The organism is Aeromonas sp. S11(2024) (assembly GCF_041402345.1).
Classification (GTDB): Bacteria; Pseudomonadota; Gammaproteobacteria; order Enterobacterales; family Aeromonadaceae; genus Aeromonas; species Aeromonas veronii.
Genome location: NZ_JBGLRC010000004.1, coordinates 128,796 through 141,424, shown reverse-complemented (window position 1 = coordinate 141,424; position 12,629 = coordinate 128,796). Strand labels below are relative to the sequence as shown.

The window sequence follows — 12,629 nt, the reverse complement described above, 5'->3', positions numbered from 1 at the left end:
TAAATAGATTGTGACATTCAAGCTGCAGCCTTGCGGATCAAACGGTGACGACCCGCATGGCTGTCAGCTTTGCATTACAGTTGCCAGTTTTTGACCATCAGATGGGGCAAGCAGGCCCGGGCCTTTTGCAGTCGCACAGGCGTCGGATTGATCAACCACGCCTCTTTCCCCAACCCCAGCAGCGGCAGATCGTGCAGGCTGTCGCTCAAGGCCAGCTCGGCATCGAGGGCGCAAATCTCCGGCAGCAGCTTGTGATGGCCGTGGCAATAGAAGCGCGGCATCAGGCCGCCAAAACGGTAGTGCATCTGCGAGCCAATGATCCGGTGGGGCAACTGGCCGGGCAGTTGCTGATAGAGCTGGGCCCGCACCAGCGCGCAGGGGCTGGCGGAGATCACCCAGCAGCGCGCCCCCTCGCTTTGCAGCAATTCGCGAGCCTGACGATACAGCCCCGGCCTGGTGCGGCAGTAGGCGCGCACCAGCTTGCGCCAGCCCAAAGGGGAAAGCCCCAACGTGATGGCCCACCAGATAAGGGAGATACCGCGCCGCCGCTGGCTGGGTAGCAGCTGACTTGGCAACAAATAGACCAACCGACCCAGCGCAATCACTGGCAACAGCAGCAGCGGCCAGATCCGGCGGCGCAGGATATAGCGCAGCAGACCGGCGTGGCTGTCGCCGGGGGCCAGGGTGTCGTCAAAGTCGGCCAGGATCCAGCGCGGAGTGCCCCCGTCAGGATCACGATCTATCGCTGAATGGATAATGGTGTCAGACGCTGGGCGCATAAGCATCAGGGCGCAAGGGCAGCGATGGCTGCCGTGAGCTCGGGAGTGACAAATTCACTCCCCACATCGGGCGGGCAGACAAAATCGAACGACTCGCCCGAAAGGGTAAAGCTGAGCCGCCAGGCATGCAGATAGCCGCGCTCGGCTGGCGTGCCGCCATAGCGTTCATCCCCGAGGATGGGGGCACCGATACTTTTGAGGGCAACCCGGATCTGGTGGGTCTTGCCGGTCTGGGGCTTGATGCGATAGAGCCGCAGCCCCTCGCGCACCGACACCGAATCGAACCAGCTGATGGCAGGATTATCCAGCGTGCGCACCAGCATCCAGCTACCGCCACGCCCCTTTTGCATATCCCCCTTCACCCAGCCCTGCTTCTTCTTGGGTTTGCGATCGGAGAGCGCCAGATACTGTTTGCTCACCTCGCGGGCCGCAAAGGCCATGCTCAGCTCGCGATTCGCCTCCGTGGTGCGGGCCAGCAGCACCAAGCCGGAGGTCATCTTGTCGAGCCGGTGCACCGGATAGAGGGTGAGCCCAGTATCGGCCTTCACGCGATTGACCAGTCCCGGATTGACCGACTCACCGTCGCCCTTCTCGTCGTGCATGCCGATACCGGGCTGCTTGTCGATAACCAGGAAAGCGGGATGCTCAAACAATATCCGGTACATAGAACCTCGGGAACTGGGGTATAAGGCACGCAGCCAACGGCTGGCGGCGCTCGGGAGTGCTGCATTCTCCCTGCTCGTCCGCCATTTGGCAAACCGGGCGGGCAGAGGATAAAGATAAAAAATGGCCCCGCCTGCAACAGGCGGAGCCATTTTCGCTCATCTTGGCAGCTCAACCCTTACACATTGCGCGGGCGCAGGTGAGCGTGCCAGCGCGCTTCCCACTTCTTGAACAGCCAGACGATGACAAAGGTGAGCAGCATATAGAGCAGCCCTGCGGTCAAAAACGCCTCGAACGGACTGTAGTAGCGGGAGTTGATGATCCGCGCCGCGCCGGTCAGATCGACGATGGTGATGATGCCCGCCACCGCCGAGCCCTGCAGCATGAAGATCACCTCGTTGCTGTAAGCCGGCAGTGCCCGACGAAACGAGTTGGGCAAAATGATCCGGGTCAGGGTCTGCCAGCGGGTCATGCCAAAGGCGTTGGCTGCCTCAATCTGGCCACGCGGCATATTGTGTACCGCCCCGCGCACGATCTCGGCGGTATAGGCGGCGGTATTGAGGGTAAAGGCCAGCAGCGCACAGAACCAGGCTTCGGAGAAGAGCGACCAGGCGGCACTGTTCTTCAGCCACTCCCACTGGGCGGCGCCGTAGTAGATGATAAAGAGCTGCACCAGCAGCGGGGTGCCGCGAAAGAAGTAGATATAGGCCCAGATTGGCCCCTTGATCAGCCAGTTGCGGCTATTGCGCAGGATGCCCATGGGCACCGCCAGCATCAACCCAAGGATCAGAGAGAGGGCCACCAGCCAGACGGTGGTATAGAGCCCCTCCCAGTAGGTGGGCCACTCTTTGAGAATGATTGAGAAATCCATGGCTTACCTCGTCTTGATGGCGTAATGACGCTCGGCCCACTTGAGCGCCGAGGTGGAGACTGCGGTGAAGATCAGGAAGATCAACGCCACCGCCATGTAGAAGGTGAAGGGTTGCTGGGTCGAGCCCGCCGCCAGCGAGGCTTTGCGCACCATGTCATCGAGGCCGATGATGGAGACCAGCGCGGTGGTTTTCAGCAGCACCAGCCAGTTGTTGCCAAACCCGGGCAGAGCGTGGCGCATCATCTGGGGGAAGAGGATCCGCACAAACACCTGGGTTGCCCGCATGCCAAAGGCCCGTGCGGCCTCCAGTTCGCCTTTGTCCACTGCCAGAATGGCGCCGCGAAAGGTCTCGGTCATGTAGGCGCCGAAGATAAAGCCGATGGTCGCGACACCGGCCACAAAGGGGCTGATGTCGATATAGTCCGGGAGCAGGGAGACCCACTCCTGATTGGGATTACTCTCCAGTAACCAGCTGTTGTAAGTCTCGTTGACCCAGGTGCAAATGCCGTTGATCAGCACCTGGCCGCCAAAGAAGAGCAGCATCATCAGCACCAGATCGGGGATGCCGCGAATAATGGTGGTGTAGCCGGTGGCGATGGCCCGGGCCCACTTGTAGGGAGAGAGTTTGGCCAGCGCCCCCAGCATCCCCAGCAGCAACGCCAGCAGCAGGGAGGCCAGCGCCACTTCCAGGGTGACCCAGGCGCCCTCCAGCAGCGAGGCTTCGTATCCTTTCAAATCAAACATATGCAGCTCCATCGCCACTGAATCTTCACGCACCTGCTAACCAGAAGGCTCCATAGCAGTCCGAATGAAATATGTGCAGCTCCATTGCAATCAATGCGGGCCCGTAAACTCCCTCAGGGAGGTGACGGGCCCGATGACTACTGACGGGATCAACCTGTCGTTACTTGCCGTAGACGTCTTTGGACTTACTCGCCGTAAACATCTCTTTGTTTTACTCTCCGTAAACGTCGAACTCGAAGTACTTGTCGTTGATTTCCTTGTACTTGCCGTTGGCACGCAGCGCCAGAATGGCGGCGTTGAATTTCTCTTTCAGATCCTTGTCAGCCTTGCGCACCGCAATACCGGCGCCTTCGCCAAACCACTTGGGATCGGTCAGTTTCGGGCCGACGAATTCGAAGGCATCACCGCCCTCTTTCTTCAGCAGACCGTCGGTGATGGCGGCAGAGTCGGCCAGCACATAGTCCACACGACCGGATTTCAGATCGAGATAGGCTTCATCGGCCGTGCCGTAACGCTTGATGGTGGCGTTGGGGAAGTTGTCGGTAATAAAGGTATCCATGGAGGTTGCACGCTGCACCGCGACGGACTTGCCTTCCATAAAGGCTTTGTCGAGCTGCACGTCAGTGCCCTTCTTGGCGGCAAAGCGGGCCGGAATGTGCTGGTACTTCTGGGTGAAGTCCACCTTCTTCTTGCGCTCTTCGGTGATGTCCATGGTGGCGATGATGGCGTCAAACTTGCGCGACAGCAGCGCCGGAATGATGCCGTCCCAGTCCTGCTTGACCAGGGTGCACTTCACTTTCATCTCTTCGCACAGGGCGTTGGCGATGTCGATATCAAAGCCTTTCACCTCGCCACTGGGCTCGGTCCAGGAGAAGGGGGGATAGGCACCCTCAACCCCGATCCGGACCTCTTTCCACTCCTTGGCCATAAGGCTACCGGACGCGAGGGCAGTAACTACGGCTGTCGCCAGCATCAGCTTGTTCATGTATCTCTCCTTGATAAAACAGTTGATTGGGTAACCAGGCATCCCGCCATCAGTAGATGGAGGAGATGAATTGCTTGAACCGCTCGGATTTGGGATGGGCGAAAATCTCCTTGGGGTTGCCCTCCTCTTCCACCCGCCCCTGATGCAGAAACATCACCTTGTTCGATACATCCCGGGCAAACGACATCTCGTGGGTCACCACCAGCATGGTGCGCCCCTCTTCGGCCAGCTCGCGCATCAGGCCGAGCACCTCCCCCACCAGCTCGGGATCCAGCGCCGAGGTGGGTTCATCGAATAGCATCACCTCGGGCTCTACCGCCAGCGCACGGGCAATGGCGGCCCGCTGCTGCTGACCACCGGAGAGGTGGCCGGGATAGTAGTCACGCCGCTCCCAGAGTCCAACCCGGTTGAGCAGTTGCTCTGCCTTGGCCAGTGCTTCGGCGCGAGGTACCTTGAGCACCTGGATCGGCACTTCGATGATGTTCTGCATGATGGTCATGTGTGACCAGAGATTGAAACTTTGAAACACCATGGCCAGCCGGCTGCGGATCCGCTCAACCTGACGCATATCCTCGGGCAACCGCTCGCCGGCGCGGCTGGTTTTCATCCGGATCAACTCGCCATGGAGCGAGACGGTGCCGGATGAGGGGGTTTCGAGCAGATTGATACAGCGAAGAAAGGTCGACTTCCCCGAGCCGGAGGAGCCGATAAGGGAGATCACATCCCCCTTGTGGGCGGTCATGTCGATGCCCTTGAGCACTTCGTGGGTGCCAAAATATTTGTGCAGATCACGTACTTCCAGTGCGGCAACGTCGCTCATCCATTACAACCTTGTCTGTCCCTAGACGCCGCAGGGGGCGTGACTCAACCATCGTCCATTTAACAAAAAGTTAACCGATGGCAACCTTCAGCGAAAATATCACCCGGATAGTGAAAAAACAATACAGAACGAGGGTCTTCAGGGGATTCGCTCTATTTTTATTCGCTCTTTGCGTATTTTTCAGCACTTTGTTTGCATAAACAGCCGTTTCAATGGCTATTCCGATAACGCCTTTTTATACCCCAATCATATCAGTGGCAAGAGAAAAGCGTGATGTGTGCCAAACCGGCACCAAAATGGCTTTATGCACCCCCTTGCCGAGCGAAATATCGGCCCCCCGATCGGATCAACTTGATTTCATTGGTGCACTCGGGCTCGCACAGAACCTTATCAAACAGAGAGGTTGTGGCAAAAAAGTAACAATCCGCCCCCAAAAGGGCTGTTTTCGGCCATGAAAGCGATAGATATGTGACACAGAGCCAATAAGTAATGATAAGGTGGTGTTTTTATCAGTTTTTGTGATCGAGGCCTCGATGCTGCTCAATGTGTTGCTGATCCTGTTGCCACTGGCAATCGGCTATCTGATTCCCCTCTCCTCTGCCCGGCTGATCAAGCTGGTCAACCAGAGTCTGGGCAAGATGGTCTACCTCATTCTGTTTCTGATGGGGCTCGGGCTTGCCTATGTGGAGAACCTGGGCAGCAATCTGGCGGTGATCTTCAAGGTCGCCGGGGTGATGCTCACCGCGATCACGCTCTGCAACCTGCTGGCCCTCTGGTGGCTCGACAAGCGCACGCCGCCGACCCATGAGGCGAGCGATGCCAAGATGCCGGGCAAGCTGCACCTGTTGTGGGAATCCCTGCAGCTCTGCTTTGTGGTGCTCGGCGGTGTGCTGCTCGGGTTGCTGGTGGATCTGCGCGCCCTGCCCATCGACAAGTGGAGCGAATGGGCCCTGATGCTGCTGCTGTTTCTCATCGGGGTGCAGATGCGCAACTCCGGCATGCGGCTGCGCCAGATCCTGCTCAATCCCTGGGGGATGAAGATAGCCGCCACCGTCATCCTCAGCAGCTGGCTGGGCAGCCTGCTGGCGGCCCAGTTGCTGGGCATGCCCTTTACCCATGGTCTGGCGATGAGCTCGAGCTTCGGCTGGTATTCGCTCTCCGGCATTCTGGTGGCCGACAAACTGGGGCCGGTGCTCGGTTCTGCTGCCTTTATCAACGATCTTGGGCGCGAGCTTATCGCCATTCTGATCATCCCGGTCCTGATGCGACGCCACCCCTCGGCGGCCATCGGTTACGGCGGCGCCACGGCGCTGGACTTCACCCTGCCGGTTATCCAGAAATCAGGGGGCATTCAGGTGGTGCCGGTGGCCATTGTCTCCGGCTTTATCCTGAGCCTGCTCGGCCCCATCCTGATCCTCGGGTTTCTGGCGATCTAAGCCTTATTCCCACATTGCAGATCAAAAAGCCCGACCTTGTTGTCGGGCTTTGGCTGTTTGGAGCAACCACGCTCTCGCACTGACTACGATATTGCCCGCAGCCTTATTCGCGCCACTGGCCGCCACTCATCACCCGTTCGATAGCAAACGTCCGGTCGTGCACCAGCAGCAGATCCGCATCCTGCCCGACCCCGATACGCCCCTTGCTGCCAAGCCCCAGCGCCTGCGCCGGATTGCTCGTCACCACGGTCAATGCCGTCTCCAGCGAGACACCGAGCCGGGTCGCGCACACGCACTGCTGCCACAGGCTGGCAATCTGGCCGCAGCGCATCTCGATTAGCCGCCCTTCGCCATCAAAGCGCGGCAGACTGGCGTTGGCATCCGAGCTGAAGGTGATGCGCTCGACAGGCACATTGGCGGCCAGCAGCTCGAGAAGCGCATCGGCGGCAAGCCGCTCGCCATCCTCCAGCAGATCGGGAAAGCTCGAGGTGGTGAGGTCGACCCAGCCTCCCGCCTTGCCCCACTCGATGGCCTCGGCAAAGAGCCAGGGGTTGCGGTTGCAGTGCGTGGGATAGAGCTGGCGCAGCGGAATGTCGGTCTCATCGCGCAGGGCCCGCAGGGGGGCCAATGCCCCCTTGCCATCCCCGATATGGAAGAAGCTGACCCCGCTCTTGCCCGCAAGCAGCCCGGCCACTCGCGCCTCGCTGGCAAGTCTGGCCAGCTCATCGTGGGTCGGCGCACTGGATCTGTGGTCACTGATGGCCACCTCCCCCACCCCCAATACCTCGGGGATCAGGATGATGTCCGACTCCACAGTGCCGGTCAGGGTCTTGACCGGCAGATGGTAGGAGCCGGTATACATAAAGGCGCTCACCCCGGCGGCGCGAAACTCTCGCACCTTGCCGAGCACCTGCGCGGGAGTGCGGGTCAGGCTGTCGGTGCCAAGCGCCGCCACCAAGGTAGTGACGCCGGCCTTGAGCGCCTCGCTCACCGCCAGCTCCGGGGTGCGAAAGGCAAAGCCCCCCTCACCGCCGCCGCCGGTGATATGGGCCAGCGGATCCACCAACCCGGGCACCAGATAGCGGCCTCGACCATCGACCCTGTGCAGCGGCCAGTTTTCAGGCACGGTCAGCCCCTGGCCCATCCAGGCGATACGGCCATCAGCCACCAGCAGATCCTGCTGGCCAAGGTGGGTGGGGTTGAAGATCTCGGCTCCCTCGATCAGGGTCAACATGGCGATCCTCCTTGCACGATTGTCGCTTGCCCAATGAAAAGAGAGGGAGCAAGCTCCCTCCCCCCGTCAACCACCATATATATCGTACTTGAAGTACTTCTGGTTGATCTGCTGATAGGTGCCGTTGGCACGCAGTGCCTTGATCGCCTCGTCCAGCTTGCCCTTGAGCTCCTTATCACTCTTGCGCACGGCGATCCCCATCCCATCACCAAACCACTGGCGATCGGTCAGGGCGGGCCCCACATAGTCGAACTTGTCGCCCCCCTCTTTGCCAAGCAGCCCCTGCTCGATGGCAGAGGCATCGGCCAGCAGGGCCAGCACCCGACCCGCTTTCAGATCGAGATAGGCCTCATCGGCATTGCCGTAGCGGACTATGGTGACATTCGAGCCAAAATTGTCGGTCAGGTACTTATCGTGGGTGGTGGCCCGCTGCACCCCGATGCGCTTGCCCGCCATGCCTTCCGGGGTCAATGTCAGCTCGGTCCCCTTGGCCGCCACAAAGCGATTGGGAATATGGGCATATTTCTCGGTGAAATCGACCTTCTGGCGCCGCTCGTCGGTGATCGACATGGCGGCGATGATGGCGTCGTATTTGCGCGACAGCAGGGCCGGGATCATGCCGTCCCAATCCTGCGCCACCAGCTCGCACTTGACCGCCATCTGCTGACACAGGGCGTTGGCGAGATCGATATCAAACCCCTTGATCTCGCCCGACGCATCGGTCCAGGAGAAGGGCGGGTAGGCCCCCTCCACCCCGAAGCGCACGGTTTTCCACTCCTTGGCCATGGCGGGGGTGGCCAGCAGGCTGGCAACAAACAGGGCTGAGAGGGTCAGTCTGATCTTCATCATGTGTACTCCATTACATAAAAAGCGCACAGGCGCGGACAAGGCACCGCAGGCGAATGCATGCGATGACCAAAAGCGGCAAAATCTGGATGAGCGAGATCACGCCCGAGCGGGCGTCAGTGGACTGCTCCAGGGGTTCGATCTATTCGTCGAACCACTCGGAGAGATAGAAAGGCTTGAAGTAGAAGGCCAGAAAAAAGCCTCTGGCTTTGCGCATCATGGTGGTTTGTCGCGTCCTGTGACAAAGATGGCAATCACCTTAGCACGCCCCAAATTTGCCCGGCAAGAGGCAGCCGCCGAGCAGTAGCAAAATCCCGATCATGGTCAAGGCGGGCAGGATCCGTTAGGCTCGAAGCACCTTGCCATCCCATAACAGACCCACAGCAACCGATGAATTTTCTGGCCCATCTCCATCTGGCTGCCCACACCCGAAGCTCCCTCACCGGCAATCTGCTCGGCGATTTCGTCAAAGGCACGCTGCCCACGGGGCTTGCCGCCCACTTCGATAAGGGGATCTGGCTACACCGCAAAATTGATGCCTTCACCGACAGCCACCCAGAGCACAAGGCGGCCGTCGCCTGTTTCGAGGCCCCCTGGCGCCGCTTTGGTGGCATAGTGGTGGATATGATCTACGACCACTGGCTGAGCCAGCATTGGGGGCTGTTCAGTACCGAACCCCTGCCCCGCTTCCTGCAACGCAGTTATGATCAGCTATTGGCCGATCACCCACGCCTGCCGGATGGACTGCCGCTTCCCCTCAAGCGGATGGCCGAGCAGAACTGGATCGCCTCCTACCGCCACAGGGAGGGGCTGGGGCAAGCGCTGAATGGCATAGGTCGCCGACTGCGCCGCCCGGTACAACTGGGAGAGGCGCTGCTGACCCTTGATGAGTCGCAGTGGCAAACATGCGAGGCGGGATTTCTGCGCTTCTATCCCCAGCTGATGGCCTTTAGCCAGCAGCAGCTGGCCCAATATCGGGCAGCCCAAGGGGCACAGTGATCCCTCTGGATAGAGCAGCTTCCCCATAAAAAACGCCCCTTGCGGGGCGTTTGTCATCAGTTGGCTTCGTCTTTCTTTTTGCGAATGCTTAAGCCAAGTTCGCGACCACGCAGTCGGGCGTAATAGATGGTGCCGACAAAGGCGAGAGTGGTGAAGAGCAGCTCCACCACCGCCAGCCACCGCTCCCCCTCATCCGTGGTGATCAGGGTGAGGGCGTGGAGGAAATAGGGCATCAACACGAAGTTGCCCCAGGCGTGGGTGTAGGGGTTGCCCTGCACTATCCCCTTGAGGGGGAAGAGCAGCGGTACCGTCCAGATCACCGGCAGCAGCCAAGGGTTGAGGTCCGGATGAGGAGACAGCCACAGATGCCAGAGGATGACCCAGCCCAGCAGGCCGAAGAAGCCGACCAGAGTCAGCCAACGTGCGAAGCGGGTGCTCACTTGAGGATCTCCAGCACCTGCTCCGGCGGGCGACCAATGCGGGCCTGACCATTCTTGATGACGATGGGACGCTCGATCAGCTTGGGATGCTGGTGCATGGCGCGAATAAGGGCATCACCGCTGACATCGGCCAATCCCAGCTCCTTGTAGAGCTCTTCCTTGGTGCGCATCAGCTGGCGGGGATCGTTAAAGCCGAGCAGAGAGAGCAGGTTGCGGATCTCATCTTCGCTCGGGGCCTGCTCCAGATAGAGCACCACATCAGGGGCGATCCCGTGCTGTTCCAGCAGGGCCAGGGTTTCGCGACTCTTGGAGCAGCGCGGATTGTGGTAGATTTGGGTCTCGCTCATGGTAACTCCCTGATTAATCGCAAGATGGGATTAGAAACGGCGCTATTGTAGGGGAAAGTGATGGTCAGGGTAAGCGGCAGTGGAAAGGAATTGAAACGAATTTGTTGGCTGATTGTGGCTGGCCTGCTGGGCGCCTGCACACCCGCCCCCGAATTTACCGATGCAACAGGGAAGTCGGTCAGCCTGCGCCACTTTGCCGGCAAGCCGCTGCTGATCAACTACTTCGCCCCCTGGTGCGCCCCCTGCCTGCGGGAGATGCCGCGCCTCAACGGGCTGGCAGCGGAGGGCCAGATCACAGTGGTGGCCATCAACTACGACCCGACCACGCCAGCAGAGCTGAACAAGCTGGCTGCGCAGTATCACATCAAGGTGCCGCTCCTTATTGCCAATGAAGATGCCAGGCTCCCCTTCCCTCGCCCAAGCGGCCTGCCCACCAGCTATCTGCTCGATAGCGAGGGCAAGCTCAAGCAGACGCTGGTCGGCGAGCTCGACCAGCAGCAGATCGAGATGCTCAAGGCGACCGCCAGCAGCCTGAGTCACTAGCCTATAGCTGCTATCACCGTCCCCCACATCAACGCCACCGCCATAAACAACAAGGGCGCACCAGAGTGCGCCCTTGTTTGATAGGTTTCGTTAGCCCTTGAGGCTGTCGAGATCCTTCTTGGCCCGCTCCAGCTCGGTGATGCGCGCCTCCAGACGAGCCAGGGTCATCCGATCGCTGGTGGTACCGCGTGCCACGATCAGCTCGTCGATGGCCGCCTGATAATCCCCGCGCAGTGCGAGCATCTCGGCCCGCGCCATATGCAGCTCGGTCATTCTGCCCGCCTTGCGATAGGCATCGGCCAGCAGGTTCCAGGCCAGATTGTTTTCTTCATGCGCACGGGCATAAGGGTCAAGGATGGCGATGGACTTCTTGTAGTTGCCGCTCTCGAGGTAGGCGTTGCCGAGGTTGACCACCACCACTTCGTTATCCGGCATCCGGCTGCGGAACTTCTCGAGGCGCGCGATGGCCTGGGCACTGCGCCCCTTGGCCAGATCGATGTCGGTCTGGGCATCGACGATAAAGAGATCTTCCGGATGACGGGCCGCCAGCTCCTGCATCAGGGTATCAGCCTCGTCTGTGCGCTTGAGCTGGATCAGCGCCAGCGCCTTGCCATAGATGGCGGCATCCTTGAGCGGATAATCCCCCTTCTGGATCCGGCTATCGAAGTAGCTCAGCAGCCCCTGCGGGGTATCGGTACCAAAACGCACCTGAATCCGCACCTTGGCCAGCCAGAAGTCGAGGCTGGGCGGCAAGTCGCGGCGGCCATAGCTGCCCGCCCGAGCGCGGGCCTCGCTGATCCGGGTCTCCGGCAGCGGGTGAGTGAGCAGCATTTCCGGCGGCTTGCTGGCGTAACGGTATTCGGCAGCCAGTTTCTGGAAGAAGTTGGCCATCCCCATGGGATCGAAACCGGCATCATAGAGGGTCTTCATGCCGATGCGATCCGCTTCATATTCGTTGTCGCGGGTGTAGTTGATGGCCGACTGCATGGAGAGGCCCAGCGTAGTCTGCAACGCAGCGATACCGGCAGTCGGGTTGATCACCGCCAGCGCGATGGAGCCCACCAGACCGGCCAGGGTCACCGCCGAGCTGCTCGCCTGCGCTTCCATATAACGGGCGATATGGCGCTGGGTCACGTGGGTGATTTCGTGGGCCAGTACCGAGGCCAGCTCGCTCTCGCTGTCGGCGTAGAGGAAGAGGCCGGTGTGCACCTTGACCCGCCCGCCGAGGAAGGCGGCCGCGTTGATGCTGGGATCATTGATGAGGAAGAAGGTAAACGGGAAACGCACCCCATCGGCGTTGGTCAGCAGTCGCTGACCCAGATCGTCAATGTACTGGCTCAGCACCGGATCATCGATGATCGGCAGACCCGCACGGGCAAAGCGCATAAAAGCGTTGCCGTAACGCACTTCCTGCTCGATGGGCAGGGCAGCAACCCCGGCCGTGCCGATGTCGGGAAGCTGATTGTTGGCCTCGGCATGAAACGTGGCGCCCATCAGGGAAGCCAGCAGGGGAAGCGATGCCATCAGGGGGGAAAAACGTGCCACGTTATCTCTATCTCCATCAGAAAGGGCCTCGGCAGAATACCCTTGCCCATCAAGGGCTACAAGCGTTGTTTCATGCTCTTATCACGGCCATAATAGCGGCCACCTGCCTGATGGAGCCCCCATGGAAATTCTCGACCTGACCCCCTGGCGTTGCCCCGAGCCGCTGATCCGGCTCAAGCTCTGGTTAAGGGGGGCCCAAAGCGGTCAAACCGTCACCATCCGGCTGGCCGATGCGGGCTCCCGGCAGGATATTCCGGCCTATCTGCACCGTCAGGGCCACCATGTCGAGGTGCAGCAAGAAGCGGACAAAACCCTCTCTTTGCAGTTGGTTGTCGGGGCGAAACAACCATCTTGAGCCCCAGTGATGTAAGGATGCC

Annotated in this window: 15 protein-coding genes; 4 read left to right on the top strand and 11 right to left on the bottom strand. The window is 60.1% G+C overall.

Annotation, left to right across the window (positions count from 1 at the left end; genetic code table 11):
- Positions 1 to 74: 74 nt before the first annotated feature.
- The 6 genes from ACB040_RS05390 to ACB040_RS05365 form a co-directional block, all read right to left on the bottom strand.
- Positions 75 to 785, bottom strand: a complete 711-nt coding sequence (locus ACB040_RS05390; protein ID WP_338771375.1) for an HAD family hydrolase — start codon at positions 783 to 785, stop codon at positions 75 to 77.
- Positions 785 to 1,444, bottom strand: a complete 660-nt coding sequence (locus tag ACB040_RS05385; protein ID WP_021230823.1) for a TIGR01621 family pseudouridine synthase — start codon at positions 1,442 to 1,444, stop codon at positions 785 to 787. Before ACB040_RS05385 ends, ACB040_RS05390 begins: the two co-directional genes overlap by 1 nt.
- A gap of 176 nt (positions 1,445 to 1,620) precedes the next feature.
- Positions 1,621 to 2,313 carry an ABC transporter permease gene (locus ACB040_RS05380; protein WP_005337302.1) on the bottom strand — a complete coding sequence of 231 codons (693 nt, stop codon included), beginning with the start codon at positions 2,311 to 2,313 and terminating at the stop codon, positions 1,621 to 1,623.
- 3 nt (positions 2,314 to 2,316) lie between these two features.
- Complete coding sequence (locus tag ACB040_RS05375; RefSeq protein ID WP_005352911.1) at positions 2,317 to 3,057, bottom strand: ABC transporter permease; 741 nt, start codon at positions 3,055 to 3,057, stop codon at positions 2,317 to 2,319.
- A 211-nt stretch (positions 3,058 to 3,268) separates the two neighbouring features.
- Positions 3,269 to 4,042 carry an ABC transporter substrate-binding protein gene (locus ACB040_RS05370; RefSeq protein ID WP_005337307.1) on the bottom strand — a complete coding sequence of 258 codons (774 nt, stop codon included), beginning with the start codon at positions 4,040 to 4,042 and terminating at the stop codon, positions 3,269 to 3,271.
- A 49-nt stretch (positions 4,043 to 4,091) separates the two neighbouring features.
- Positions 4,092 to 4,862, bottom strand: coding sequence for an ABC transporter ATP-binding protein (locus ACB040_RS05365; protein WP_005337310.1), 771 nt, complete (start codon positions 4,860 to 4,862; stop codon positions 4,092 to 4,094).
- A 533-nt stretch (positions 4,863 to 5,395) separates the two neighbouring features.
- Between ACB040_RS05365 and ACB040_RS05360 the strand changes: the two genes are divergently transcribed.
- Positions 5,396 to 6,298, top strand: a complete 903-nt coding sequence (locus ACB040_RS05360; RefSeq protein WP_338775000.1) for a lysine exporter LysO family protein — start codon at positions 5,396 to 5,398, stop codon at positions 6,296 to 6,298.
- Positions 6,299 to 6,401: 103 nt separating this feature from the next.
- Here ACB040_RS05360 and iadA read toward each other — a convergent pair whose 3' ends face one another.
- Both iadA and ACB040_RS05350 read right to left on the bottom strand, forming a co-directional pair.
- The gene (gene iadA / locus ACB040_RS05355; RefSeq protein WP_136501248.1) at positions 6,402 to 7,532 is read right to left on the bottom strand and encodes a beta-aspartyl-peptidase; all 1,131 of its coding nucleotides are present in this window, start codon (positions 7,530 to 7,532) and stop codon (positions 6,402 to 6,404) included.
- A 66-nt stretch (positions 7,533 to 7,598) separates the two neighbouring features.
- Positions 7,599 to 8,381 carry an ABC transporter substrate-binding protein gene (locus tag ACB040_RS05350; RefSeq protein WP_019445361.1) on the bottom strand — a complete coding sequence of 261 codons (783 nt, stop codon included), beginning with the start codon at positions 8,379 to 8,381 and terminating at the stop codon, positions 7,599 to 7,601.
- 387 nt (positions 8,382 to 8,768) lie between these two features.
- Here ACB040_RS05350 and ACB040_RS05345 point away from each other — a divergent pair, with 387 nt between their 5' ends.
- Positions 8,769 to 9,377, top strand: coding sequence for an ACP phosphodiesterase (locus ACB040_RS05345; protein ID WP_338771380.1), 609 nt, complete (start codon positions 8,769 to 8,771; stop codon positions 9,375 to 9,377).
- Positions 9,378 to 9,433: 56 nt separating this feature from the next.
- Here ACB040_RS05345 and ACB040_RS05340 read toward each other — a convergent pair whose 3' ends face one another.
- Positions 9,434 to 9,817: a DUF2069 domain-containing protein gene (locus tag ACB040_RS05340; protein WP_107684428.1), complete on the bottom strand. Its 384-nt coding sequence runs from the start codon at positions 9,815 to 9,817 to the stop codon at positions 9,434 to 9,436.
- Positions 9,814 to 10,164, bottom strand: coding sequence for an arsenate reductase (glutaredoxin) (gene arsC / locus ACB040_RS05335; RefSeq protein WP_128835936.1), 351 nt, complete (start codon positions 10,162 to 10,164; stop codon positions 9,814 to 9,816). Before arsC ends, ACB040_RS05340 begins: the two co-directional genes overlap by 4 nt.
- A 60-nt stretch (positions 10,165 to 10,224) precedes the next feature.
- Here arsC and ACB040_RS05330 point away from each other — a divergent pair, with 60 nt between their 5' ends.
- Complete coding sequence (locus tag ACB040_RS05330) at positions 10,225 to 10,707, top strand: TlpA disulfide reductase family protein (protein ID WP_115521799.1); 483 nt, start codon at positions 10,225 to 10,227, stop codon at positions 10,705 to 10,707.
- A gap of 90 nt (positions 10,708 to 10,797) precedes the next feature.
- On the opposite strand, the gene ACB040_RS05325 is transcribed toward ACB040_RS05330, so the two are convergent.
- Complete coding sequence (locus ACB040_RS05325) at positions 10,798 to 12,252, bottom strand: M48 family metalloprotease (RefSeq protein WP_005333848.1); 1,455 nt, start codon at positions 12,250 to 12,252, stop codon at positions 10,798 to 10,800.
- 121 nt (positions 12,253 to 12,373) lie between these two features.
- On the opposite strand from ACB040_RS05325, the gene ACB040_RS05320 reads away from it, so the two are divergent.
- Entirely contained in the window at positions 12,374 to 12,607 is a 234-nt protein-coding gene (locus ACB040_RS05320; RefSeq protein WP_139731935.1) for a sulfurtransferase TusA family protein, read from the top strand.
- Positions 12,608 to 12,629: the final 22 nt, after the last annotated feature.